Genomic DNA, 25,582 nt, shown 5'->3' on the forward strand with positions numbered 1-25,582 from the left:
CGACAATTTCAGCCTCAGGGGGCGAGTGACCAGTGGCGTGCGGTCGGTGGGGCCTCGATTCTCCAGGGTGGTGGGGTGGTGGGATAGACGCGAGTGCTCAGTGCGCGGCCGCCGCTCGTGAAGACCTCGACCACCGAGCCGTCGATGAAGATCCGCGCGGCCGGGCGGTCCGACGTCGGGTCGAAGGCCTGGGTTGCCTGCATTCGTCCGTCGTGGGCATGGGCGTCGAGGCTGGCCTGGCCGCGGTCGATCGTGAGGGTGTCGGCGACCGGGTCCAGTTCGATCTCGAGCCGTTCGTACTCGTCGAAGTGCACGACCACCCGCCCTGATCCGTCCGGTACTTCGATCTCGCACTGGGCGCCTGTGGTCACGCCGTCGGCGGGGGACCCGGAGCCGATCCGCAGGGTGTCGACGGTCGGGACCGGTGCGCTGCGGAGCGAGCCGTCCGCACCGAGCCGGACGACCCGGGGGAGTGAGATGACGCCTGCCCATCCGTCGGTCCAGCCCAGCTTGTCGCGCCCTTCGGTCAGCCAGCCGAAGAGCAGCTGCCCAAAGCGGCTGTCGCGCAAAGCAGAGGCTGCGTAGAAGTTGGTGCCGTGGTCGACCCGATGCGGCAACGTCGGTACGGCGACATCGAACGACAGCACCTGGTTCGGCCCACCCTCGGGCGACCAGGACGAGACGACGGCAATCCGCCTGCCGTCGAGAGTGAGGATCTGCGGACATTCCCAGGCAGCGCCGGTGTCATCACCACCGGCGTGGCTTCGGGGCAGTTCGGCCAAGTCGTCTTCGGTCGTCCAGGTTCGCAGATCGGCCGACCGGTAGAGCCGGATGCTGGCCCCTCGACCGGCGTACCCGACGCCGACCGCCATCCACCACGTGTTGTCCTCGCGCCAAACGAACGGGTCGCGGAACATGATCGCCTGCTCGGCCGGCGCCGGATCGGGGACCGCCTGGCTGGGCGGTCCGAACGTGCGGCCGCCGTCGTCCGAGACGGCGGTGAGCACCGACTGGTACGGGAGACCGTCCACTCGTCCCGAGTAGAAGGCCCGGATCCGGTCGCCGTCCCACACGGTGTTGCCGGACCAGCAGCCGTCAGTGTCCAGCCCGCCGGGATGTGGAGCCATCGCCGGTCGGTGCAGGGTCCAGCGCACGTAGTCGGACGAGGTGGCGTGCCCCCACTCGACCGGCACGTCCATGTCGAGCGTCGGCCGGTACTGGAAGTACAGATGTACGTCGGAGCCCGCCTCGATCGGGCCGTTCGGGTCGTTGAGGTATCCGCGCGGCGGCCGGACGTGGAAGGCCGGGCGGAGGTGTGTCACCGCGCCGGCAGTCTGGGTCGCGGATCGGGTTCGGGTCAACGGGAAGCTCCTGCCGTGATGCCAGCGATGAAGTATCTCTGCGCGAAGATGAACAGCACTACGCTCGGCAGGATGGCGAGCACGACGCCCGCGAGCACCACCGAGATCGATCCGGTGCCGAGGTTTCCCTGCAGCCCGACCAGGCCGAGCGGCAACGTGAAGTTGTCCTGGCTCTGCAGGAAGATCAGCGGCCGGTAGAACTCAGCCCAGAAGCCGGAGAAGTTCAGGATCGCGAGGGTGGCGATCGCCGGACCGGCCATCTTGGCGTAGACCAGCAGGAACGTCTGGAAGTGGCCGGCCCCGTCGATCCGGGCCGCCTCCCCGAGCTCCTTGGGCATCTGCATGAAGTACTGGCGCATGAGGAACGTGCCGAACGCGCTGCCCAGCGCCGACACCACCAAGGACATCGGGCTGTCCGACAGTCCGAGGTACCGGATGATCACGAACACCGGGATGATGATCGTCTGCAGCGGCACCATCATGGTGGCCAGGAAGATCCCGAAGATCACCGAGCGGCCCGGGAAGCTGACCATCGCGAATGCATACCCCGACAGCGTGCAGGTGATGGTCTGGCCGACCACGATCAGCGCGGTCACGATCACGCTGTTGACGAAGAACCGGCCGATCGGGATCCGGTCGAACACCGCGCTGTAGTTGGAGAAGTCCGGATTCGTCGGGATCCACTGCGGTGGGTTGGTGAACGCCTCGGCCGGCGTCCGCAGCGACGTGGTGACCGTCCAGAGCAACGGGCCGAGGGCAATCATTGCCGCGACGACCAGCACCACGATGCCGGCGGTCCGGCCGATCCGGGCGACCGGCCCGGTCCTGTGCACTGTGCTCATTGGTAGAACACCAACTTCCGGGCCGCGAGGAACTGGAGTCCGGTGATGGCCAGGATCGCCGCCAGCAGGACGATCGCGATCGCCGAGCCGTACCCGAACTCCAGGTTCTGGAACCCCTTCTGGTACATCGAGATCGTCACCGTCGTCGTCGCCGACCCCGGTCCGCCCTTGGTCATGATGTACGGCTGGTCGAACAGTTGCATCGCGTTGATCAGGGCAACCACCGCCGCGAACAGGATGGTCGGGCTGATCAGCGGGATCTTGATCCGGAACAGGGTGCGCACGGCGCCGGCCCCGTCGATCTGCGCGGCCTCCTGGACGTCCGTGGGGACCGACATCAGCGCAGCGACGAACAGGACGAAGGTGAACCCGGCCTGCTGCCACACGGTGATCAGGACGATGGTGGTGGCTGCGCCGAACCCGCTGGTCAGCCAGGGCACGTTCGAGATCCCGACCAGCCCGAGGTAGTAGTTGACGACCCCGAACTTGTAGTCGAACAGGTAGCCCATGAAGATCGACACGGCGGCGGTCGAGGCCAGCAACGGCAGGTAGAACGCAGTACGGAACAGGGTCCGCACCCACACCAGCTCGCGCTGGTTGACCAGGACCGCCAGGCCGAGACCGATGGTCAGCTGCAGTACGACGATGGCCAGCGACATCCCGAGCGTCACGCCGAAGGACTTGAGCACCGGTCCGTCCTCGAACAGCCGCTGGTAGTTCTCCAGCCCGACGAACTGCGGTGCGGAGATGACGTCCCAGGAGAAGAACGACAGGCCGAGGGAGGCGACGATCGGGATGGCGGTGAACACCGCGACGAACAGGACCGACAGGCCGATCATCGCGAAGCCGAAGGGTGCCTCGCGGTAGGAGGAGGGATGCCTTCGCCGCCTCGACGCGGTGGCCCGCAGCTCTGCGGTGGCGGCGGACATCAGCTGGCTCCTGCGGCCTTCTCGAGGTCGGCCTGCAACCCGTCCAGGGCCGCCTTGGCGTCGCCGGAGGAGATCGCCTGGGTGGTGCGCTGGTTGAGCGCCGTCGCCAGGGCGTTGTAGTACGGCGGGGCCGGGATGGGCGCCGTCTCGGGGTGCTTGGTCAGCGTGTCGTAGAACACCGACCAGTGCTTCGGGCCGGTCTTGGCGTACCGCTCGGCCGTCACCAGGGACTTGCGGCCGGGCGTGGTCACGTTCCCGGGGAAGACCAGGTCGAACGACTCGGGCCGCACCATCAGCTTCAGGACCTCCCAGGCGAGGTCCTTCTTCTTGGACGACTTGAAGATGGCGTAGCCGCCGGCGCCGAACAGGTGCCGCTGGCTCTTCCACTTCGGGAACATCGTGACGTCGAAGCTGCCGTTCTTCATCCCCGCGTTGGTCAGGCCGCCGGCCCAGAACCCACCACCGATCGACATGCCGATCCGGTTCGAGGCGAACAGGCCCTGCAGCGTGCCGCCGCCACCGACGTCGGGCGACGGCGACAGTCCCTTCTTGGTCAGCTGGATCATGTAGTCGAGCGCCTCGACGGTGCCCGCGGAGTTGGCGGTCGGAGCGCCCCACTTCCAGCCGCCCTTGCGGCCCGCGGCGGCCGGGTTGCCGGCGTACGCCTTGTTCCACAGCCAGTCGCCGCCGTCGTACTTGCCCTCCTCGAGCAGGTTGGCGTTGTTGGCGTACATGAACGACGTCCAGCTGCCCCACAGCCGCACGACCCAGCCGAACGCGTTGACGCCGCCGAACTTGGCGATCTTGGTCGCCGCCGACTCGAAGTCGTCGAGCGTCCAGTCGTCGCTCGGGGGAGCGACCCCGGCCCGCTGGAACAGGCTGGTGCTGTAGAACATGTTCCCGGCGTTGTAGCTGTCCGGCAGCTCCCACAGGTGTCCCTGGTACATCATCGACTCGACCAGTGCCGGGTGGATGTCGGCGAAGTAGGTCTTCAGCGCGTCCAGGTCCTTGGTGACGTAGTCGTCGAGCGGGATCGCCAGTTCCTTGGACGCCATCAGCTGCAGGCCCTCGGTGGCGACGCTGATGATGTCCGGCGGGGTGCCGGCCGCGATCTGGGTCAGCACCTTGGCGAGGAAGTCGTTCCAGTCGGTGCCGTTGATGGCCGAGATCTCGAACTTGATACTCGCGTCGAGTTTGGTGATCTCCGGCTGCAACCGGTTCTGCAGCTGCGTCGCCTGTGCCTGCTCGCCGAAGTACAGCATCTTGAGTGTCTTCGACGACGAGCCGCTGCTGTTGCCGCAGGCGGCCAGATCGGCCAGCGCAGCCAGCCCGAGGCCGCCGACTCCGGCCTTCAGCAGGGTCCGGCGAGCGACGGAGCTACCGGGTGTATTGATGCCTGTCATGGGTCTGCCTCCTTGACCGCTGGGTGGCCCGGGCGTGCCACCCAATACGTATTGACCGGCGACGGTAGCAGCGGTGTACGGTAGGACGCAATACGTATTGGCCCATGCTGTGATATTGATTTGGTGCGACCGCGGCGACGGTGCCGCCGACCGTGAAGGGGGACCATGGCGAAGGATCCGGCCGGCCGGCCGAAACGCATCACGATGACCGACGTCGCGCGCCGCGCGGGCGTTTCGCAGCCCACCGTCTCGTTCGTACTGAACGACCGCCGCGACGTCGCGGTCGCCGAGGAGACCAGGCGCCGGGTGCTCCAAGCCGCGGCCGAGTTGGACTTCGTGCCCAACCGGGCCGCGCAGCTGCTGCGGTCGAACCGGTCGTACACGATCGGCGTGGTGACCAACGGGATCGTCTCCCAGCCGTACGCCGGTCTGATCGTGCTCGGTATCCAGCAGGTCGTCCAGCCGGCCGGCTACGTCTGCATGGTCGTCGACACGACGGGCGACCCGCGGCAGGGTGACGATGCGGTGGCGAGCCTGTTGGGCCAGGGGGTCGCCGCGATCCTGTACGCCTCGCTCTCGCCCAAGCCGCTGCACCGCAGCGCGCGGCTGGACGGGATCCGGACGATCTTCGTGAACTGCTGGCCCGAGGAAGGCCATGCCGACACAGTGCTGCTCGCCGACGAGTACGGCGGCGGTCGTGCGGCCGCTGCGTCGGTGTTCAGCCGAGGACACCGTGAGGTGGCCTTCCTGGGCGGCCCGCGCAGCGACTACGCCTGCAAGGAACGCCGGCGCGGTTTCGCCGACGCCGCTCGCGAGGCGGGTCTGCGCCCGAGTGACCTGGTCCAGCGGTTCGGCGACTACTCGATCGGCTCCGGGTACGACCTGGCATCCGAAGTGGTGCTGGAGCACCGCCCGACCGCGCTCGTGTGCGGCAACGACCGGATGGCGATCGGTGCGCTGCTGGCCTTGCACGCCCTGGGGCTTGACTGTCCGCGCGACGTCAGCATCGTCGGTTTCGACGACCAGCCTGATGTCGCGGACCAGGTCCGTCCGCGACTGACCACGGCCGCGTTGCCGCACCTGATGCTGGGCCGCCAGGCCGGCGAGCTGGTGCTGGCCGATCCCGACGGCGCGCCCGAGCGGATCACCGTGGACTGCGACCTGATCGAGCGCGAGTCGGTCGGCGATCCGCCGCGGCGGCGCCGGCGGCCGGCGGCAGGGCGTCGTACATGATCAACGAATCCCTGCACTGGCGGCCTCGCTCTGGCTACGTCGGTGACGTCATCCCCTTCAGCCACGCCGGCCGCATCTGGCTGTTCTACTTGCTGGACGAGCGACCGGACGACCCGGCAGCGGGACCGTCCGGGATGCCGTGGGCGCTGGTGTCGACCACCGACTTCGTGCAGTACGTCGACCACGGCGTCGTACTGCACGGCGGTGACAGGGATGCCGTCGACTTCGACTGCTACACGGGGTGCGTGATCTCGGACGGCGACCGGCTGCATCTGTTCTACACCGGCCACAACCCGCGCATCGGGACAGACGCAGGTTCCTTTCAGGTGGTGTGCCACGCGACCAGCGACGGCGATCCGACGCAGTGGACCAAGCATCCCGACCACACCTTCGGCGCGCCGCCGGGGTATCTGGCCCAGGACTGGCGCGACCCCTTCGTGTTCCGGACGGCCGACGATGAACCGTGGCACATGGTGCTGGCGGCCCGGTACGACGAGGGGCCGGACCGGCGGCGTGGTGTCGTCGCCCGGCTCACCTCACCGGATCTGCAGAAGTGGACGATCGCCGAGCCGCTGTGGCAGCCGCACCGGTACATCACCCAGGAATGTCCCGATGTGTTCCAGTGGGGCGACTGGTGGTACCTGGTGTACTCCGAGTTCAGCGATGCGTTCCAGACGCGGTACCGGGTTGCCCGTCATCCGGACGGCCCCTGGTCGGCTCCCAGCCGCGACACCGTGGACGGTCGAGCGTTCTACGCGGCCAAGTCGGTGGACCATCAGGGGCGACGCTTCTTCGTCGGCTGGATCCCTACAAAACAAGGGCGATCCGATGCTGGCCGATGGGAATGGGCCGGCACGCTGGCTGTGCTGGAGGCGCGTCAGGAGGCTGACGGCAGCCTCGCGTTCGGTTTCCCGGCGGAGGTTGTGGGGGCTCACTCCGACCCACATCCGGTGTCGCTGGCTCCGCTTGACGATGCGGCCTCCGAGCCTGGTCAAGGTGCAGTCGACCGGTACGCGGCATGGATCGGCGATCCACTGCCTGACAGCTGTCTGATCGAGTTGACGGTCGAGGTTGCCCCGGACACGCAGGCGCTTGGACTGCTGCTGCACTCCAGCGCTGACGGCGAGGAAGCCGCCGTACTCCGGCTCGAGCCTCAACGAGACCGCATCGTTTTCGACCGCTGGCCGCGGCAGCGGACCGGCCCGGCCCAGTGGCACGTCGACGGCGACGTCCCGCACGTGGTCGAGCTCGAACGCCCTTGCCCGCTCCCGCCCGGCAGCCACACCGTCCAGGTGATCCTCGATGGCACGACCGGGCAGGTGGTCGTCGACGACCGCGTCGCCCTGAGCTTCCGCCTCTACGACCACCGCCGAGGTCACCTCGGTCTCTTCGTCACGGACGGCGCCTTCGCCCTCCGCAGTCTCACCGTCGCTGCCCGCCGCTAGCCGCGGAGTGCGACTCGCGGCGGCTGGTAAGCGCTTGCCGGTGTGGCATAGGGTGAGGGGAGTCGAAGCGACGCCGAGTCGGAGGAGTACGGGTGACTTCCACGCAAGCTGTCAGGTTCGCCGCCATCGGGCTTGACCACGCGCACATCTTCGGTCAGATCGCGGGCCTGGTCGGGGCCGGTGCGGAGTTCGTCGGGATGGCGACCGACGATCCGTCGGCCGCGATCGCGACCCGGGTCCGGGAGCGGTACCCGGAGGTTCCGATGGCCGACAGTCCGGACGACCTGATCGGACGGGACGGGATCGACCTGATCGTGACCGCCGCCGTACCGGATCGACGCGGGCCGATCGCCGTCGCGGCCTTGCGGGCCGGCAGGGACGTCGTCACCGACAAGCCCGGCTGCGTCAGTTTCGATCAGCTCGAGGAGATCGAGAAGGCGGTCAGCCAGAGCGGGCGGTTCTGGTCGGTGACGTTCTCGGAGCGGTTCGAGGTGCCGAGTGTGATCAAGGCCGGCGAGTTGGTCCGCGAGGGCCGGATCGGGACGGTGGTGCAGACGATCGGGATCGGGCCGCACCGGATCGGGGACCGCGGCCACCTCGGCGGCGGGGCCGGCCGCCCGGACTGGTTCTACGACAAGAACCGGTACGGCGGCATCCTGACCGACATCGCCTCCCACCAGATCGACCAGTTCCTCTGGCTCACCGGCGCACGGACCGCCGAGGTCGTGGCCAGCACGGTCGGGAACTTCGCCAACCCCGACGAGCCGGGCCTGCAGGACTTCGGTGAGATCCTGCTGCGCAGCGACCACGCCCAGGCCTACATCCGGGTCGACTGGTACACGCCGGACGGTCTGCCGACCTGGGGTGACGGCCGCCTGATGATCCTCGGCACCGACGGCTACATCGAGCTGCGCAAGTACGTCGACATCGCGGGCCGGGACGGTGGCGACCACCTCTTCCTGGTGAATCACGAAGGCACGCAGCACATCGACTGCTCGGGGGTCGGGACGACGTACTATTCCGACCTGGTTCGCGATGTCCGGGAACGGACCAGCTCGGCTGCGCCGCAGGAGCACACCTTCGAGACCATGCGCCTGGCCTTGACCGCCCAGCAGCGGGCAACGGTCCGCGGAGCGGCTCGATGATCTAGTGCCTCGGGTGGCACGATTGACGGATGGATGGGGCTCGCGGGCTGCTCGAGGCGGAGCGTCAGCAGGCGCTCCGGCGGCTCGCGGCTCTGACCGGCGATTTCAACGAGGTGGTCGCGGCCTCGCGGGACGCCAATGCCGACGACGAGCACGATCCTGAGGGTGCGACGATCGCGTTCGAGAGGTCGCAGGTCGCAGCGCTCGTGCTGCAGGTTCAGGGCCACTTGGCAGAGGTCGAGGCGGCGATCGAACGGTTGGCGGCCGCGACGTACGGGGTCTGTGAGCGGTGCGGCCAACCGATCGCCCCGGCCCGCCTGGAGGCGCGACCGACTGCGCGTACCTGCATCGGCTGCGCCTGAACCGTCGCCCCTCGTCAGCCGAGGGCGGTGATCGCGTCCACGAGCCTGGTCCAGTACGCCGTACTGTCGAGCTCGACCGCGACCCGGGCATTGGCGGGGCGGCCGGTGTAGTGATGCAGGTCGACCACTGTGGCGCCGGCCGTCCATTCGCCGGCGGTCTCGATCACCACGTTGGCGTCGACGCAGCGGACGATCGCCGGATCGATGACTCTGGCGACCGCGACAGGGTCGTGCAACGGCGGTGCGGTGAACCCCCACAGTCGCCGGTACGTCGAGGCGAAGAACGTCATCCACTCGACGCAGATGCGCGCCAACGACGTACCGATTCCGGCAAACGCGGCGAGGACGTCGTCGGTCACCAGCGCCTGGTGGGTGACGTTGAGCCCGCACATGGTGAACGGGACCCCGGACCGCAGCACCTGATCCGCCGCCTCGGGGTCGACGAAGCAGTTCGCCTCGGCGTACGGCGTGACGTTGCCGCGCTCGGTCGATCCGCCCATCCACACGATCTGAGCGATGTTCGCCTGCAGCTCCGGGCGAGCGGCGAGCAGCCCGGCGATGTTCGTCAGCGCGCCGGTTGCCACAATCGTGACCGGCGCATCGTGCTTCGTCAGTACGTCGACCAGCAGCTCCCCAGCCGTGGACGCCGCCTCGGGCACCTCCGGCTCGCCGTCGAACAACGGCCCGTCCAGCCCGCTCTCGCCATGCACGTCATCGGCAATACGCAACGGCCGAACCAACGGCCGGTCAGCCCCACGAGCAACCGGAATGTCCGACACGCCCGCCAGAGACAACACCCGACGAGCGTTCAGCGTGCACTTCTCAACCGTCTGATTCCCCGCCACCGTCGTCACCCCGAGCAGCTCCAGGGCCGGATCCGCCACGGCCAGCAACAACGCCATCGCATCGTCATGCCCAGGATCACAATCAACCATCACCGGAATGCCCACCCACCCAGCCTAGTCGGGTATCAGCCTGCGAGCGGTTGCTGGCAGCAACATTTGGCTTGATGGTGTGGGGCCGAGATCTGTCTCCGTTGCCGGGCCGCAGTGAAGCTCTATGCCATGTCTCGCCGGGGGCGGAGCGGGTACGGTCGGTCCATGGTCTCGTCCGCACGGAATCGTCGGCGTAACTGGTGGGCCGTGGTTGGTGCGGTCGTTCTGGTCATCGCCAACGCGGTGTGGGCCAGGTTGGCCGGCGGCTCGGAATGGACAGACCCGGCAATCGTCCTTGCGCCAGTCGCTGCGTTGATCGGGGCATTTGCTGGGTATGGAGTCGCGATGCTTGTGGAGCGACGTACCCGTTAGAGCCCTGTCATGCCCGGTCCTGGTGATTCAGTGATCCTTTGCGCCGGATCGTTCGGTGCCGTACAGGCCAGGTGCCTGGACTCCCGGGTTGATGATCCTGTGGTCGTCGTAGGCGACGAGTAGTCGACGAAGCCGCTCGTCATCACGCTCCCCGCAGTCGACCACGGCGAACCGCTGCGCGTGCGGCTTCCCCGGCGCGCGATTCGTTCGGTCGACCACGGGTGAGCACAAGTGCGGGGCGGTCGCGCCGCGTGGGTTGACTACATCATCCCTCGCAGCAGGAGCGGTGGAGCCATTCGGGTTCGTGCCACCAGTAGGTGGGGTTGTGGGCGTGCGCCTCGGCGCGGGTGAGGGGCTTTGGGCCGGCGAGGGTGGTTGGGGCGGTGGCGTATGGCTTGAGGAGGTCGGCGACGGTGTGCAGGGTGCCGGCGATTATGACTTGGTCTACTGCGGCTGCGGCTCGGATGTCGGCCAGGGGGTTGCCGGTGATGAAGGAGAGGTCGGCTTGGGCGCCGGGCTTGATGACGCCGAGTTTGTCCTCGAGGTTGAGCCAGCGCGCGGGATTGCGGGTCGCGGTGGTGAGGGCCTCGTACGGCGTGAAGCCGCCGGCGACCATGGAGCGCAGGTTGGCGTGGAGTGAGATCGCAATGTTGTCGAGTGGCGTGTCGGTGCCGGAGATGACGAAGCCTCCGCCACGGTGGATCCGCAGGACCATGTCGACGTTGCCGCGGAGCAGTTCGCGCGTCGTCGCACCCGCCGGCCCCTTGGCGGTATTCACTTCGCTCAGCAACGCGTCGTACTCCCAGCTTGGGAAGAGCGTCGTCGTACGGCGGTCAGTCAGCAGGGACGGGTCGTCCACGTGGGCCATCGTCGAGTTGAACAGGGTCGGCGTGACGGACAGCCCGGCCTTGGTGAACAGCGTGACGACATCCGCGTACGCGCGTCCGAGCCGGCTGACCGTGTGCGAGTACCCGAGCCGGTTCGTCGCGCCGGTGTGCTCCATGCCGTCCATGCCGAGGTGCTCGGCCGGGTAGAGGTAGTGCGACGACAGCTGCAGCCCGAGGCGGTGTACGGCGGCGATCGCACGCCGCTGGTACTCGATGGGCAACCGCACATAGGTCTTCACGAGGTCGTACGCGAGCCCTTCGACGCGGTCGATCTCCAGACCGAGCTGCCGCAAGGAGAGCGTCGGGCGCATGAAGTTGTAGTAGACCCGCGACCCGTCGATCGCTTCACCGGTCGCGAAGTACCGCGGCCCGAGCAGCGACCCGTGCGCCAGCGCCTCCCGCGTCTCCTGCATCTGGTAGACCGGATCGCCCGGCGAACGCGTGGTCGTGATGCCGTAGGACAACCACAGGTTGCCCTGCCGAGCACCCCACGCGCGTCCGCGCAGGTGCCAGTGGTTGTGCGCATCGATCAGCCCGGGCATCACGGTCAGATGCTTCGCGTCGATGTCCGCCTTGCCCTGGTGCGGCCGTACGGCGGCGATCCGCGAGCCGTCCAGTACGACGTCCACGTCCCGCCGGAGCGTGGTCGCGCGGCCGTCCCACAGTGCGCCGGCGTGGATCGTGACGTGCTGGTTGATCGTTGCGCGGCGCCAGTGCAGGTCGAGTTTGACGGTCTGTGGGCGGGAGCCGGTGACTGTGGTGCGGCGAAGGCGGCCGTTGTTCAGGTAGAGCAGGGTGGTGTTGTCCTGCCAGACCGGTGAGTCGGTGACCTCGTCTGTGACAGCTCGTGGGTCGGCCGTGAAGCGTCCGCGGGTGTCGACGGGAGCGACGTACAGGAGGCTCTCGACGACGAAGGCGAGCCACTTGCCGTCGGGGGAGAAGACCGGGCCGTCGTCGCCGCGGGTGGCGAGGGAGCGGAACGGCATGGGTTCGACGTACTCCAGGGCGGTCGTTTCGACGTCGACGTACAGGAGTTGGCTGGTGCCTTCGCGGAAACGCTTGGAGAACGGCTTGACCGCGGCGAGCACGATGGTCCGCCCGTCCTGCGACCAGCTCACCCGGCCGGGCTGGAACAGCGTCGGGGTCAGTTGGCGGACCTGGCCCGACGCGAGGTCGAGCGTCCAGGCGATGCCGTCCTGGTCCTGGTATGCGACCTGCTTGCCGTCGGGGGAGAACCGCGGCGCAGTCTGTGCCCCGGGTAACGACGATAGCTTGCTGTCTGCACCGGTCTTCAGGTCGTGCAGCCACAGGTCGGCGGTGCCGTCGCGATCGCTGGCGTAGAGCAGCTTCGTCCCGTCCGGGGAGAAGTCGGGGTCGGAGTTGAAGTAGCCATCGGCAACCAGCTTGCGGGGTTGGCCGCGGCCGTTCGTTGCCGCCAGCCACAATGCGTTCAGCGCCCGGAAAGCGACCCATTTGTCGTCGGGGGAGACGGTGGGGCTCGCGATGCCCCGGACTTGCCGCCGCGCGGTCGACTCGAGGTCCGGCGCCTTCGGTCGCGGCCGCTTCGACGTCACCGGCACGGTCGCGGTGAACGGTACGACGGTGGGCGCGCCGTCGGCCAGGTGACGCAGGACGTGGCCGTCGGCGGTGTAGTACAGCGCGGATCCCCACGACGGTGGGACCGCGAAGACGTCCTTGCCATTGGTGACTTTCTGATTGTTGACAATCAGATCGCAGACCGGGCCGGCGAGTCGGACGTAGGCGAGCTGGCCGGTGGGGGAGTAGGCCGGGCCGTAGACGGTGCTGCCGGTCTGGGCGGGGACGAGGGTGGTGCGGGTGCCGGCTTTGAGGTCGAGCTCGACGATGGCTGCTGCGTCCACGGTGAAGGCGATCCTGGTGCCGTCGGCGGATACGGCCGGCTCGGCTTCCTCGGTCGTGTCGTCGGTGAGGGCGAGGATCGTGCCGCTGGTGAGCTCGAGGCGGTGGATACCGTAGCTGCCGTTGCCGCCACGGTCCGAGGAGAAGACGACGTACCGGCCGTCGGGCGTGTAGTGCGGCTCGCGGTGGTCGTAGCGGCCGGTGGTCAGTTGGCGGAGATCGGTGCCGTCGGCGTTGATCGTCCAGAGGTGGAAGTTGCCGTCGCGGTATGACTGGAAGACGAGCCGTTGGCCGTCGGGCGACCAGCGCGGGCGGGTCGCGTCCTGGAGGTCGTCGGTCAGGCGCCGGGACACGCCGCCGGCGGCCGGTGTCACCCAGATCGCGGTGACCAGGTCGAAGGCTAGCCAGTTCCCGTCAGGCGACACGGACACCATGAAGTTGGTGCCCTCGGTGAGCACGGCCTGGTTGGCGGCCGTGGTCGTTGCTGCCTGCGTTGTGGTGGCACCTGCTGCTTCGGTGGCGGTGTGCAGCGCGCCGGCCGCGGCGGCACCGCCGCTGAGCTGGAGAGCGCGACGCCGGGAGATGCTCCACGAACCGGGCGCTTCGAGTTCGGTGTGGTCCACGGTCGGTCCAATCCCTCGGGGGCGGTGGCGCCACCGAATCTGCCAGTACCGTCACGACTGCACGATCCTGACCGGCGCGTCGAGCGCCGAGCGGCCCCTGTACTGCGACGAACGGCCGAACGTCTATCGTCTGCGCCATGCAATCCGTGTCGCCCCGGGTCCGGGCGCTCGCCGCCGCCGTCGCCTGCATCCTGATCGCGCTCGCCGCGGCCCTTGCGGTGGACAGTCGGCTCGATCGGCACTGGATCGTGCGTGGCCTCACGCTGTTCCTCGCGCTTTGCTGTGCTGCCTTGCTGCTCACCGACCAGAGCCGTCGGTTCCGTCAGATCATCACTGGGGTCGGTCTGCTCATGTTCGGAGTCGTCTTTCCGGTCACCTCGACCACCTGGGCCACTCCTCCGGAGATCGACTTCGCCCTCGCGGTCGCAACCGATGCGGAGAACGCCGCGACCAAGGACGCCCGCAGCGTCGTCACTGTGGAGGACGTGAAGACGGCCGCCGAAGCACGCGGCGGCGCAATCGGTTCCCTGCAAACCGAACGAAGCCCCCAGGTCCGCGGCGCCGAAGCCTTCCCCCTCATCGTCCGCCCCAAATCCACCCAGGGCCGCCCCTGGGCCTGCCTCACCTTCACCAACGGCCTAGAAGCCAAGATCCGAGCCTGCTGAACCCGAGCCCGACGGTCGGGGTGGGCTGGTTCAGTGGGGGTTGGTTGTGGCTAGTTGCTCGGCTCGGTCTAGGGGGTTCCAGGTGATTTGCTTGCCTGCTAGTTGGGCTTCGATTACTTCGAGGCCGGCCTGCCAGCCTGCGGAGGCGGGGGCGGCGGATTCGGGGTCGATGAGGACGTTGGTGAAGACGAGCCGGCTGCCTTCCGCCGTACCGGTGATCTCCCAGGTGAGGATTTCGCCGGACCATTCGTACTCGAGCACCGACGGCGGGTCGTTGCGGAGCATGCGGCCGTTCGAGGTGGCGGCTGGGTCGTCGGTCATGCCGTAGCGGCGCTGTTGTTCGGGGGTGACGCCGAAGAACAGGGCCGCGCCGGCAGGGTGGTCCAGGTCGACGATGGCGGGGAACCAGACGGACAGTTGGGTCGGGTCGGTGATGGCCTGCCAGGCCTTCTCCGGTGGGTGCGGGAGCAGCCGGCCGAAACGGATCGCCACTCGGCCGTCATCGGTCTCGAACACCGTTCCACGTCGACTGTCCATGCCGTCAACATAACCCAACTGGCATATAGGCGGGGAGTCGACCAGATCAGGGGATGGCAGTCGCCGCGTCGAACCAGGTGGTCGGGTCGCGTGGGTCACCGGCGAGCTGCAGCGGTTCGGCGACTCTCCGGAGCCTGCCGAGGTCGGGCGTGCTGGTGAGGTCCTGGATCACGACGGCCACGCCGTTGCCTTCCATGCGGATCGCGGACTTGGCCGGCTTCGGCCGGTCGACCGGCTCCCCGAAGGTCAGCTCGGCGATGTACCAGGCCTTCATGCCGTTGATGATCAAGTCGGGCTTGGGCTCGGGGAATCGCGACATCTGGTTCCAGAACTTGTCGGTGGTGACCCGGATCCGCAGGTCGTCCCCGGGCTGTGGGTCGTACGGGCGGTCGGTCTTGGCGTAGCCCTTCAGGTCCCGGAGCCGGAAGCCGGTCGCCGGATTCCCGTCACTCACATCGACGGTGAAGTTCTGCCCGGACCCTTCGATCCCGGCGTCCGGACTCCGATAAGTGACGCGGCCAGGCCGCAGCCCCTCCGGCAAGTACCCCACCTTCACCGGCGATCCGAGAGTTCGCGTCCCTGGTGAGATCGACTTCGCGATGGTCACCGCGAGCGGCACGTTCGCCTGGTACGGAGCGTCGAGCTGCGGCACCTTGAGCGTGCCGAGCTCCTGCTGCGAGCTGCAGGTCAGCAGCGCCCACAGGCCGTCGCCCGGTTGCCAGACCACCGTCTGCAGCGGGTCGCCCTGGATGGCCCCGAGGTACCCGCGAGGCGCCGCAATGAACGGGCGGCGCTGTGTCGAGCGCACGACCCGCCCCGACCGCCCGTTGAGGTCGATGCGAGGACTGCCGGCCGGGATCGTCGCCGGATCGAAGTCGCCGTTGCGATGCACGGTCAGCAGGCAGGTGGTGATCCAGGGGCGGCCGGTGAACCCGATCAGCTCGTAGTCCTGCCGATTCGCCGTGTGCACGCGAGGATTCACCCTCATCCCCTTCGGCACCGGCAGGTCGACCCACGGCGTCCATGCCGAGTTCCGAGGCTCTGCCGTCACGGCCCGATCGTTCAACTGGCTCACCACGATCGGCCCGGCGACAGCAGCCGTGGCAGTCGCCAACGCGGTGGCAACAACGAGAGGTGTACGGCGACGTCGTACCCGACCGAGCCTGGTCAGCGTCTCGTCCGGCGCCGGGGCCGAGCTCGCGAGGTGGTTGAAGGCGGCGCGGAGGTCTTCCTCAGTACGCATGGTTCACTTCCGAGGTCAGAGTCGGGGTGGTGAATTCGATCCGGAGGGTCGCGAGGGCGCGCGAGGCGTGCGCGCGAACGGTTCCGGCCGAGCAGCCGAGGGTCTCGGCGATCTCGGCGTCGCTCAGGCCGCCGTAGTACCGGAGCACCAGTACGGCGCGTTGCCGCCGGGGCAGCTTGGCCAGTTCGGCGATCAACTGATCGCGGTCGGCCGCCCGGTCGGCGTGGTCGGGTGTCTCCTCGGCCGGGAAGATCTCGGCCCGCGGCACGTACCGGGACCACTTGCGCCGCCAGGACAGGTACTCGTTGACCACCATCCGCCGCAGGTAGGCGTCCGGGCGACCGGCGGCGTCGACCCGGGACCAGTTCCGGTGCGCCTTGATCGCGACGTCCTGGACCAGGTCCTCGGCCAGATGCCCCGACCCGCACAGCGCGGTGGCGAACCGGAGCAACCCAGGCAGCCCCGAGCGGGTCCACTCGTCGAAGGTCACGTCCCCTCCCAGGGTGCCGGCGGTCTACACCAGTACAGACGACACGAGGACCCGATCTGCTGAGTCCAGTTGCTGGGCAATCGATTTCTCACAGGCCCGGCGACGACCTAAGGTCGCGGGTATGACTCTTGGGAACTTGTCCGGAATCAGCGCGATCGTGGACGTCGAGACGCGCTCCATCAGTGCGGAGAACCCCACCGGTGAGCCCGGCCAGGGCGGCCGGCGGACCGAGGGGACCGGCGCCAACGCGGCCCGGGACCTCGGCCAGGGCTGGAAGGTGTCGCCGTCGATCGAGATCGGCCCGGGGGAGACCGCGACGCTGGCGGACATCGCCGGCCAGGGCTGCATCACGCACATCTGGCTCACCACGCACGTCGACCACTGGCGGCGGCTGGTGCTGCGCGCGCACTGGGACGGCGACGAGGCGCCGGCGATCGAGACACCGGTCGGCGACTTCTTCTGCTCCGGTTGGGGCAAGTTCGCCCAGGTCAACTCGCTCCCGGTCGCGGTGAACCCCAACGGCGGCTTCAACAGCTACTGGGAGATGCCGTTCCAGTCCGAAGCCAGGCTGACCCTGGAGAACACCCACGACGAAGCAGTGGTCGTGTACTTCCAGGTCGACTACTGGCTGGGCGCAGTACCGGACAACACGGCGTACCTGCACGCGCAGTGGCGGCGGAGCAACCCGCTGCCCACCAAGACCGTGCACACCCTGCTGGACGGCGTGGAGGGCCCGGGACACTACGTCGGCACGTACGTCGCGTGGGGCGTCAACAGCAGCGGCTGGTGGGGTGAGGGTGAGGTGAAGTTCTACGTCGACGGCGACGACGAGTTCCCGACCATCTGCGGTACCGGGACCGAGGACTACTTCGGTGGCGCGTGGAACTTCGACGTGCCGCACCTCGGCGGTTACACCGAGTTCAGTACGCCGTACCTCGGCATGCCGCAGGTGATCCGGCCGGACGGGCAGTACGCGAGCCAGCAGCGGTTCGGCATGTACCGCTTCCACCTGCCAGACCCCATCCGCTTCAAGGAGAAGCTGCGCGTTGACGTCCAGGCGCTCGGCTGGCGCTCCGGCGGCCGCTACCTCCCGCTCCAGGACGACATTGCCTCGACTGCCTTCTTCTACTCGGTCAAGACCAGTACGGCGCGCCCGGAAGCGCCGGTGCACGACGCGATGGAGATCTGCTAGGGGATTGGCAGCGGCCGCTCGAGTGCAGCGCCGGCGAGGACGACCAGGGCTGAGGTCCAGCCGAGGGGAGCCTCGCCGGCCGGCTGCCGGTCGCGGTTCACCTTCTCCGGCAGCGCGCCGGTGCTGGTCCGGTACTCGTTCAGCCAGGTCAGCAGCTCACCGGCCGTCGCGCGATCCCCGCGCGCTGCGGCGCTCAACGCGAACAACGCGGTCTGCGGTGTCCAGGCGACCCCGTCGGTCCGCCAGTCCTCGCCCGGCGTCACCCCGCCGTTCGGCTGCGTCAGTCCGGCGCGTGCCCGCTCGATCGCCCGGTCGACCTCGGTACGGCGGGGCGCGAACGGCGGCCCGAGGACCGTGACGATCGCATCCGCCCCGCCGCCTAGCCCGATCGCCTCGAGTCCCGGCTCCAGGAAGGCCACCGCCCGCGCGGGCGTCCGCGGATAGTCCGGCCCGAAGTGCCGATCCGTTGCCGCGGACAACTTCTCCGCCGCCGCCCGCCACCGTGCCGCGTCGTCCGGATGCCCTAAGTCCGTGGCGATCCCGACCGCGGATCGAAGCCCGGCGAGCAGCGGCGCCACAGTGCCGAGCGTCACCTCGGCCTCCGGGCGTTCCCAGTAGTCCGGCGACGGTCCGGGCAAGCCGTTCGGTCCGAGCTCAGCGACGATCTGGTCCGCCGACTCCCGGACCAACTCCCAGTAGCTGCCGCCGGCCTTGCAGAACCACGTTGCCCACAGCACCCATCCCGACCCGTCGAGCTGAGCTTCGCGCCCGTCCCGGACGGCCTCCCCACCCGAGGAGTAGCGGGCCTCCCACCGACCCGTCGACGGCCTGACCCCGTCGAGGAAGTCCAGCACGCGTACGGCGTCCGCCGTACGGCCGATCGCGCAGTACGCGGCAGCCACGAAGGAGGCGTCCCGCGGCCAGACGAAACGCCACGGCCCGTCCCACCCGGCAAGGGTCGCGCCGTTCGGCAGTGTGAGGGCATCGAGGTCGGCGACCGCGTGCTGCATCATGTCGTCGTACTGGCCGTCGTCGGCGGTCAGCGCGGACGAGCCCGGCACCCCCTCAGCGACCAGCTGCGGCTGGGGGTTGCGCACCAGGTTGACCGTCGTCCCGGCGGCCAGGAACGCCAGCAGGACGGCGATGACGACGGCCGGAAACCACCGGACCCGCCGCGCGCTGTCGTCCCGCATGGTTCTCCCTGCTGCTGGATCTACTGGGCCAGGTGCTGCACTTCGGCCTCGAACTTGCGCCGCGGTGCGAGTTCCACCAAGTACATGGCAGACAGCACCAGAGCGCCACCCACCAGCATCCGCCAGGTCACGCTCTCCGCCCCGAACAGGACGGCGAACGCCGACGCGAACACTGGTTCCATTGTCATCGCGATCGCCGCGCGGGTGGGAGTGAGGTGTGCCTGGGCCCAGGTCTGGACGATGAGTGCGAGCGCACCCGCGACGAGCGCCATGTAGAAGACGCTGACCCAGTCAGCGCCCGTACCCGGTACGGCGAAGCCGCCCGGAACGGCGCCGATCGCGCAGACGCAGGTGATCACGACCATCTGCAGCGCGGACAGCCCGAAGGCGTTCGAGGAGGTGGACCAGGCGCCGAGGCCGATGATGTGCAGCGCGTACAGGCCGGCCGAGGCCAGCGTGAGCAGCTCGCCGGTGCCCAGGCTGAGCCCGCGCAGCGACAGAACGCCGAGGCCGACAGTGGCGAGGATCACGGCGACCCAGGCCCAGCGGCCGATCTTGTGCCGCAGGATGACCGCGGCCAGCAGCGGCGTGAAGACGACGTACATGCCGGTGACGAAGCCGGAGACGCTCGCCGAGGTGTGCCGCAGGCCCTCGGTCTGGACCAGCTGGGCGATGCCGTAGGTGATGCCGAGGGCAACGGCCCGGCCGCGGTCGAGGCGGCTGAGCCGGGCGATCGCGGGCGGGTGCACCAGGATCAGCGCGACCGAGGCGATCAGGAACCGCAACGCCAGGTAGTCGGCGACGTCCATCCTGGTGAGCAGGTCCTTGGTCAGGAAGAACGTCGATCCCCACGCCGCCGCGACCGCGAGCAGGGCCAGTACGGCGAGACGCGGGTGATTCACGCCGGACATCTCATCAGACGCCCGGCGACCGGGGCAAAACGGCTACAGAACCGTGATGACGACCTCGCTGCCCGGCTTGACCTTCTTCTTGGCGCCCGGGTTCTGGGCCGCGACGATGTTCAGGCCCAGGCCGTAGGGCGCCTTCTCCGTCTTCACGGTGAAACCCGCCTCGGTCAGGATCCGCTGCGCGTCGGCGAGCCGCTTGCCCTTGACGTTCGGGACCTCGACCAGCGGCGGGCCCTTCGACACCACCAGCTGGACCTTGTCCTTGGCGAACAGCGTGCCGGTGCTCGGGCTCTGGCTGATCACCTTGCCCTCGGCGACCTTCTCGTCGTACTGGTCCGTCCGGCCGATCACGAAGCCGAGTCTGCGCAGTTCCCTGCTGGCGTCGCGGTACGACTTCCCGGTGGTGTCCGGGACCGTGATCGGCCGCTTGCCCTTGCTGATCGCGAGGTTGACCGCGGTCCCGGGCTTCACGACCGTGTCGAACTTCGGGCTGAACGCGATCACCCGTCCGGCCGGCACGGACTCGTTGTACTGCTCGTTGATCTGCCCGGTGATCAGCTTGATCGGGTCCAGCGCCCGCTTCGCCGCCTCCAGGTCCAGCCCGGCGAGCTGGGGGACCCGGTAGCGCTCCGGGCCCTTGGAGACGGTGAGACCGATCTCACCGTTCTTGCGGATCCGGTCGCCGGGGGCAGGGTCGGTCGCCATGACCTCGCCCGTCGGCACGTTCTCGGAGAAGTCCTGGTTCGCGAGGGTCGTCCGCAGTCCGGCCTTCTCCGCTGCGGTGGCGGCGTCTGCCGGCACCATGTTCACCAGGTTCGGTGTGGCGGTGTAGCGGTGGATGCCGTAGTACCAGGCCGCCGTACCGACGCCGATGGCGGCGGCCAGGATGGCGATCAGCGCGATCAGCCCGCGGCCCTTCCGCTGCGGCGGCGCCTGGACCCTCGCTGCACCCGTGGGCCGCCCGTTCTCCACCGGTACGACGATCGTGTCGTGCCGCAGCACCTGACCGTTCTCCTCGGGGGCGCCGCGCGTGTAGCCGTCGTCGTAACCGCTGTCCTGGCGGATCTGCTGGATCGGCACAGTGAGGTCGCCGGTGAGCTCCGGGTCGTCCGGCAGGCCCTCGTCGAGCGCACTGCGCACCCGGCGGACCTGGCGGCTCAGCACCCGGGCGTCGGCCGGCCGCAGGTCCCGGTCCCGCGCGGTCGCGCGCTGCACGAGCGCATCGACGTACGGCGGGATGCTCGGCTGCTCCGCCGACGGCGCAGGCACGTCGGCGTGCACGTGCGCGTAGGCGACCTGGATCGGGGTGTCACCGGAGTGCGGCTTGTTGCCGGTGAGCATCTCGTACAGCAGGATGCCGCACGAGTACACGTCCGAGCGGGCGTCCGCACTACCGTCAGTGACGAGCTCAGGCGCCAGGTAGGACACCGTTCCCATCAGCAGGCCTTGAGTCGCGGTGTTGCCGGTCGCAGAAACCGCACGGGCCAGGCCGAAGTCCGCGACCTTCACCACGCCGATGTCGGAGATCAGCACGTTCTCCGGCTTGATGTCGCGATGGACGATGCCGGCGTCGTGCGCTGCCGAGAGCGCGGACAGGATCGGCGCGAGCAGGTCAAGCGCTCGAGAGGGGGTGAGTGGCGCCTGCTCGCGGATCACGTCCCGGAGCGTGCGGCCGGGGACGTACTCCATCGCCAGGAACAGCGTGCCGTCGTCGTCACCCTGGTCGAAGACGGCGACCACGTTCGGGTGCGAGAGCCGGGCGGCGGCGCGGGCCTCGGCCACGAACCGGCGGGTGAACTGGGCGTCGTCGCCGAGCCCGTCGTGCATCACCTTGAGCGCGACCACCCGGTCCAGCCGCATGTCGAGGGCCTGGTAGACAGTGGCCATGCCGCCCTTGGCGACGCGCGCGCCGACGCGATACCGTCCGTCGAGCACTCGCCCGACGAGGCGGTCGCTGACCTGCGTGTCCACGTCGTCCGTCACTTGCGGTGAGCCGCCTCTCCAAGCCGTTCTGCTCTGAGAGTGTAGATAACGGCTCAGCGTCACCGCGCCAGGCGCACCGCAGTGGGTCCTACCTCACCGTAACGGGTCCCAGCCGCGCTCCAGCTGCGCCTCGATCCGGAGGACGTTCTTCACGTAGGCCTTCGTGTCCGGGTACATGCCATTCCGGGTCACCCCGCCCAGGCCCTGGTAGTACGCCGCGACGGCGATGTCCAGCCGCGCCGCGCTGGTCAGCCGGTCCAGCAGCACCACCCCGGCGGTGACGTTGTCCTGCGGTCGGAGCAGGTCCAGCTTCCGCCCGACGATCGAGGAGGCGAACTGCCCGGTCGAGGGGATCACCTGCATCGCGCCGATGGCGTTCGCGGGGGAGACCACCCGCTGCTTCCAGCCCGACTCCTGCCAGCTGATTGCGAGCGCCAGCTCCGGGTCGACACCGTGCCGCGTGGCGGTGCTGACGATGAGCGTCCGCATCTGGGCCCGGGTGGGCAGCTTGCGGCTCTTCAGGATCGCCCGGTTGCGATCGGCCCGGGCGACGATGTGATCGGGGTAGGTGCGGCCGGCGAAGGTGTTGTTCTTCTTCTTGACCGGAGCCTTGGCCTTCGGGCGGATCTTGACCGGGATCTGCAGCGGCTTGCCGGCGTAGATGTGGTCGCCGGCGCGCAGCCCGTTGGCGGCCAGCAGGTTCGCCTGGGAGCACTTGAAGCGCTTGGCGATCTTGGAGACGGTGTCGCCCGGCTTGACGACGTACGTCACCCGGCCGAGCTGGGACCGCTTGGACGGGTGCGCCGTCGCGGCGCCTTGCGAGCCGGGCACCTTGAGCACCTCGCCGGCGTAGATCGCGTTGCCGTTGCCGGGCAGGTTGTTCAAGGCAACCAAGTTCTGGACTGTGGTGCCGTAGCGGCCGGCGATGTGGCTGAGCGTGTCGCCGTCCTTCACCTTGTACGAGCCGAAGCCCGGCGAGCCGGCGGTGATCACGGCCGCGGTCAGCAACGGTACGGCGATGCCCGTCAGTACACGTACGACGTTACGCATGTTCGATCTCCCCGTGTGAACGTCACTTGACCGTAAGTGCTGATACGGATGTGACAACAGGGGCGAATGGGGTGCTTGTTACGCCTGTAATCCAATGTTTACAATTCAAGGCTGAACTACATGCGTGTAGTTCACAAGCTGTCCTTGCTCGGAGCAACCGAACGGGTCAGAACCTGCTGCCGAGGAACGGCTTCCCGAGCTCCGGGACCACGCCGCTGCGGACCGTGTCCGCGATGATCTGCGCGGTGATCGGCGTCAGCAGCACGCCGTTGCGGTAGTGGCCCGTTGCCCACAGCAACCCATCCAGTCCGGACGGCCCGAGCACGGGCGCGTTGTCCGGAGTGGCCGGCCGCAGCCCGGCGATCGTCTCCACCAGCTCCAGTTCGTCCGTGATCGGCAGGACGGTCCGCGCGTCCCGCAGCAACGCGAACACTCCGCCTGCGAGTACCCGAGTGTCGTAGCCGAGCTCGGAGGAGGTCGCACCCACCACGAGCTCACCGCCGGGCCGCGGGACGAGATACACCGAGAAGCCTCTGGCGGTGGCCCGTACGACGTGACTCAGCGCCGGCCGATACGCCTCCGGCACCCGCAGCCGCAGTACCTCACCCTTCACCGGCCGCACTGGTGGCCGCAGCTCCTGCGGTACGCCGTCCAGCTGCCCGGACCACGGTCCTGCCGCAGCAATGACGTGCCCGGCGTGCACGGTGTCCCCGCTGTCCAGTTGTACGCCGACAGCCCTCGTACCGGACGTGATGACGTGGGACACGCGCTCACGGATCAGGGTGACGCCGGCGACCTCCACTGCGCGGAGGAGCGCGGTCACTGCCTGCCTGTTGTCGACCGAGTGGTCGCCGGGGACCCACACGCCGCCGGAGACGCCGGTGGCCAGCATGGGCTCGCGTTTGCGGGCGTCACGGCCGGACAGCTCCTCGACCTCGAGGCCGAGCCGTCGCTGGTAGTCGGCCAGCCTCCGGAGGGCTGCTGCGTCGTCGACGTCGTACGCGACCGACAGCGTCCCGGTCTGGTGCAGGCCGGCGGACAGGCCGGTGGCGGCTTCCAGCTCGGCGGCGAACGTCGGCCACGCGGCCACGCTGGCCAGATTGAGGGCCAGCAGGTCGTCCTCGCCGTACTCGACCTCGGTGACCGGGGCGAGCATGCCGGCGGCGACGTTGGAGGTCTGGGTGCCGGGTGTCGGGTCACATACCGTCACCTGGATACCGTCTGCAGCCAGCCGCCAGGCCGTGGCCAAACCGATCAGCCCGGCCCCGACCACCACCACATCGGATGTGAGCCCGGTCATGGGGCCTCCCGGTCTGGACTGAGGAGCGGAGGGAGCGAAGCGACTGGAGCGACGAGGGAAGACCGGGAGTTACAGCCCCATGACCCGCCGCGCGGCAGCGCGGCAATCAGTACAGGCATGCCAACACCCTACGACGGTTGGGGCATGGCAGGCTTGGCGGTGTGACTGAGCGCACCGACAGACTCCAACACGCCCGGCTCTACCTGTGCACGGATGCGCGGGAGAAGCAGGGCGACCTCGAACAGTTCCTGGACGCCGCGCTGAGCGGCGGTGTGGACATCGTGCAGCTGCGCCAGAAGGAGATGGAAGCGGCGGACGAGCTGGCCGCGCTCGAGGTCTTCGCGGACGCCTGCAAGCGGCACGGCAAGCTGCTGGCCGTCAACGATCGTGCGGACATCGCGTTCGCCGCTGGGGCCGACGTACTGCACCTTGGCCAGCGGGACCTCCCGGTGCACGCGGCGCGGGCAGTCATCGGTCCGGAGCCGATCGTCGGGCGCTCCACCCACACCTTCAGCCAGGTGAACGCCGCCGTGGCCGAGCAGGGGTCGGAGTACTTCTGCGTCGGCCCGACCTGGGAGACCCCGACCAAGCCGGGCCGCCAGGCCGCTGGGCTCGAGCTGGTCTCCTACGCGGCCAGCAGGCAGCAGTCCAAGCCGTGGTTCGCGATCGGCGGGATCGACCTCGACCGGCTGGACGAGGTCATCGAGGCGGGCGCCACCCGTGTGGTCGTCGTCCGGGCGATCACCGACGCGGACGACCCGGCGGCGGCCGCAGCGGAGTTCAGCAGGCGGTTGCGGAGCGCCGGGTGATCAACAACCCGAAGGCCGCCCGGATCGTCGCGATCGTGGTGATCGCGATGCTGGTGATCACGCTGGCGGCCGCGCTGTTCGGGTGCAGTGCGCAAGAGAAGGCGAGCAGTACCGATACCGACAGCGGTCTGACCGTCGTCGCGATGGCGGACCTGCCGGACGAGGCGCGGGACACGCTGAAGCTGATCGACCAGGGCGGGCCGTTCACCTACAGCCGCGACGGCGTGGTCTTCGGGAACTTCGAGAAGCTGCTGCCCCAGCAGGACCGTGGGTACTACCGGGAGTACACCGTGAAGACGCCGGGGGAGAACGACCGCGGCGCCCGCCGGATCGTGACCGGGAAGGGTGGCGAGCGTTATTACACCGACGATCACTACAAGTCGTTCCGCCGGGTCGCGGCGGACGGGGGGACCGACGGATGACTGAGCTGCGCACGCTGCTGACCAAGGGCCTGCGGCCCGGGGTCTACCGCTGGCCCTCGGACGCCCGCCCGGACCAGGTACGGCGTGACGCGGCCGAAGCCGGCTGGGACTTCGTCCTGCTGGACACCAGCGAGATCCACGACAAGACCGGCTTCCTGGACCTCTGCGCGACCGCGTTCGATCTGCCGCGCTGGTTCGGGCGCAACTGGGACGCGCTCGCCGACTCGCTCGGTGACCGCTCCACCGGCGAGCCCGAGCTCGTCCTGTGGGCCGGCCTGCACCACCTGCTCGAGCACGACCGCGACACCGTCGACGTCGCGCTGCAGATCTTCAGCGAGGACGTCACGGCCTCCGGTCAGCTCCGGGTGCTCGTCC

General features: G+C 68.8%; 23 protein-coding genes. 9 read left to right on the forward strand and 14 right to left on the reverse strand.

Annotation, left to right across the window (positions count from 1 at the left end; genetic code table 11):
* Positions 1–14: 14 nt before the first annotated feature.
* The 4 genes from AB0H36_RS28660 to AB0H36_RS28675 are packed head-to-tail and all read right to left on the reverse strand — an operon-like array spanning position 15 to position 4,535.
* On the reverse strand, positions 15–1,361 hold the full coding sequence (locus AB0H36_RS28660) for a glycoside hydrolase family 32 protein (protein ID WP_360530046.1): 1,347 nt from the start codon (positions 1,359–1,361) through the stop codon (positions 15–17).
* Entirely contained in the window at positions 1,358–2,203 is an 846-nt protein-coding gene (locus AB0H36_RS28665) for a carbohydrate ABC transporter permease (RefSeq protein ID WP_360530049.1), read from the reverse strand. Before AB0H36_RS28665 ends, AB0H36_RS28660 begins: the two co-directional genes overlap by 4 nt.
* Positions 2,200–3,132 carry a sugar ABC transporter permease gene (locus AB0H36_RS28670; RefSeq protein ID WP_360530052.1) on the reverse strand — a complete coding sequence of 311 codons (933 nt, stop codon included), beginning with the start codon at positions 3,130–3,132 and terminating at the stop codon, positions 2,200–2,202. The genes AB0H36_RS28665 and AB0H36_RS28670 overlap by 4 nt, the downstream gene beginning before the upstream one ends.
* Positions 3,132–4,535, reverse strand: a complete 1,404-nt coding sequence (locus tag AB0H36_RS28675) for a sugar ABC transporter substrate-binding protein (protein ID WP_360530055.1) — start codon at positions 4,533–4,535, stop codon at positions 3,132–3,134. The genes AB0H36_RS28670 and AB0H36_RS28675 overlap by 1 nt, the downstream gene beginning before the upstream one ends.
* 165 nt (positions 4,536–4,700) lie before the next feature.
* Between AB0H36_RS28675 and AB0H36_RS28680 the strand changes: the two genes are divergently transcribed.
* From AB0H36_RS28680 to AB0H36_RS28695, 4 genes are all read left to right on the forward strand, one after another.
* Positions 4,701–5,768 carry a LacI family DNA-binding transcriptional regulator gene (locus AB0H36_RS28680; protein WP_360530058.1) on the forward strand — a complete coding sequence of 356 codons (1,068 nt, stop codon included), beginning with the start codon at positions 4,701–4,703 and terminating at the stop codon, positions 5,766–5,768.
* Positions 5,765–7,213, forward strand: coding sequence for a GH32 C-terminal domain-containing protein (locus tag AB0H36_RS28685; RefSeq protein WP_360530061.1), 1,449 nt, complete (start codon positions 5,765–5,767; stop codon positions 7,211–7,213). The genes AB0H36_RS28680 and AB0H36_RS28685 overlap by 4 nt, the downstream gene beginning before the upstream one ends.
* A 92-nt stretch (positions 7,214–7,305) precedes the next feature.
* Entirely contained in the window at positions 7,306–8,358 is a 1,053-nt protein-coding gene (locus tag AB0H36_RS28690) for a Gfo/Idh/MocA family oxidoreductase (protein ID WP_360530064.1), read from the forward strand.
* A gap of 29 nt (positions 8,359–8,387) precedes the next feature.
* The gene (locus tag AB0H36_RS28695; RefSeq protein ID WP_360530067.1) at positions 8,388–8,720 is read left to right on the forward strand and encodes a TraR/DksA C4-type zinc finger protein; all 333 of its coding nucleotides are present in this window, start codon (positions 8,388–8,390) and stop codon (positions 8,718–8,720) included.
* Between the two features lie 14 nt (positions 8,721–8,734).
* On the opposite strand, the gene AB0H36_RS28700 is transcribed toward AB0H36_RS28695, so the two are convergent.
* Together AB0H36_RS28700 and AB0H36_RS28705 are read right to left on the reverse strand one after the other, a co-directional pair.
* On the reverse strand, positions 8,735–9,670 hold the full coding sequence (locus AB0H36_RS28700) for a nucleoside hydrolase (RefSeq protein ID WP_360530070.1): 936 nt from the start codon (positions 9,668–9,670) through the stop codon (positions 8,735–8,737).
* A gap of 622 nt (positions 9,671–10,292) precedes the next feature.
* On the reverse strand, positions 10,293–13,415 hold the full coding sequence (locus AB0H36_RS28705; protein ID WP_360530073.1) for an amidohydrolase family protein: 3,123 nt from the start codon (positions 13,413–13,415) through the stop codon (positions 10,293–10,295).
* Between the two features lie 137 nt (positions 13,416–13,552).
* On the opposite strand from AB0H36_RS28705, the gene AB0H36_RS28710 reads away from it, so the two are divergent.
* Complete coding sequence (locus AB0H36_RS28710) at positions 13,553–14,080, forward strand: hypothetical protein (protein WP_360530076.1); 528 nt, start codon at positions 13,553–13,555, stop codon at positions 14,078–14,080.
* Positions 14,081–14,110: 30 nt separating this feature from the next.
* On the opposite strand, the gene AB0H36_RS28715 is transcribed toward AB0H36_RS28710, so the two are convergent.
* From AB0H36_RS28715 to AB0H36_RS28725, 3 genes are read right to left on the reverse strand one after another with little or no spacing between them, the layout of a single operon-like run.
* Positions 14,111–14,617 (reverse strand): SRPBCC domain-containing protein, encoded by a 507-nt coding sequence (locus AB0H36_RS28715; RefSeq protein ID WP_360530079.1) that lies wholly within the window; start codon positions 14,615–14,617, stop codon positions 14,111–14,113.
* A gap of 46 nt (positions 14,618–14,663) precedes the next feature.
* Entirely contained in the window at positions 14,664–15,860 is a 1,197-nt protein-coding gene (locus tag AB0H36_RS28720) for a hypothetical protein (RefSeq protein WP_360530082.1), read from the reverse strand.
* Complete coding sequence (locus AB0H36_RS28725) at positions 15,850–16,350, reverse strand: SigE family RNA polymerase sigma factor (protein WP_360530085.1); 501 nt, start codon at positions 16,348–16,350, stop codon at positions 15,850–15,852. The genes AB0H36_RS28720 and AB0H36_RS28725 overlap by 11 nt, the downstream gene beginning before the upstream one ends.
* 121 nt (positions 16,351–16,471) lie before the next feature.
* Between AB0H36_RS28725 and AB0H36_RS28730 the strand changes: the two genes are divergently transcribed.
* On the forward strand, positions 16,472–17,542 hold the full coding sequence (locus tag AB0H36_RS28730; RefSeq protein WP_360530088.1) for a glycoside hydrolase family 172 protein: 1,071 nt from the start codon (positions 16,472–16,474) through the stop codon (positions 17,540–17,542).
* Here AB0H36_RS28730 and AB0H36_RS28735 read toward each other — a convergent pair.
* The 5 genes from AB0H36_RS28735 to thiO form a co-directional block, all read right to left on the reverse strand.
* A complete protein-coding gene (locus AB0H36_RS28735) occupies positions 17,539–18,735 on the reverse strand; it encodes a glucoamylase (protein ID WP_360530092.1) in 1,197 nt (398 codons plus the stop codon). The two genes, AB0H36_RS28730 and AB0H36_RS28735, sit on opposite strands and share 4 nt — an antisense overlap.
* Positions 18,736–18,755: 20 nt before the next feature.
* Positions 18,756–19,637 carry a DMT family transporter gene (locus AB0H36_RS28740; RefSeq protein WP_360530095.1) on the reverse strand — a complete coding sequence of 294 codons (882 nt, stop codon included), beginning with the start codon at positions 19,635–19,637 and terminating at the stop codon, positions 18,756–18,758.
* 42 nt (positions 19,638–19,679) lie between these two features.
* Positions 19,680–21,626, reverse strand: a complete 1,947-nt coding sequence (gene pknB / locus AB0H36_RS28745) for a Stk1 family PASTA domain-containing Ser/Thr kinase (RefSeq protein WP_360530098.1) — start codon at positions 21,624–21,626, stop codon at positions 19,680–19,682.
* A 93-nt stretch (positions 21,627–21,719) separates the two neighbouring features.
* On the reverse strand, positions 21,720–22,676 hold the full coding sequence (locus AB0H36_RS28750; RefSeq protein ID WP_360530101.1) for a LysM peptidoglycan-binding domain-containing protein: 957 nt from the start codon (positions 22,674–22,676) through the stop codon (positions 21,720–21,722).
* Positions 22,677–22,842: 166 nt separating this feature from the next.
* A complete protein-coding gene (thiO, locus tag AB0H36_RS28755) occupies positions 22,843–23,976 on the reverse strand; it encodes a glycine oxidase ThiO (protein WP_360530104.1) in 1,134 nt (377 codons plus the stop codon).
* Between the two features lie 161 nt (positions 23,977–24,137).
* On the opposite strand from thiO, the gene thiE reads away from it, so the two are divergent.
* The 3 genes from thiE to AB0H36_RS28770 form a co-directional block, all read left to right on the forward strand.
* Entirely contained in the window at positions 24,138–24,785 is a 648-nt protein-coding gene (gene thiE / locus AB0H36_RS28760) for a thiamine phosphate synthase (protein WP_360530108.1), read from the forward strand.
* Positions 24,782–25,207, forward strand: coding sequence for a ribonuclease domain-containing protein (locus tag AB0H36_RS28765; RefSeq protein WP_360530111.1), 426 nt, complete (start codon positions 24,782–24,784; stop codon positions 25,205–25,207). The genes thiE and AB0H36_RS28765 overlap by 4 nt, the downstream gene beginning before the upstream one ends.
* The coding region (locus AB0H36_RS28770; RefSeq protein ID WP_360530114.1) for a barstar family protein at positions 25,204–25,582 on the forward strand (379 nt) is incomplete at its 3' end. The genes AB0H36_RS28765 and AB0H36_RS28770, both read left to right, overlap by 4 nt.

The sequence above is a fragment of the Kribbella sp. NPDC050820 genome (assembly GCF_040653975.1).
GTDB lineage: Bacteria > Actinomycetota > Actinomycetes > Propionibacteriales > Kribbellaceae > Kribbella.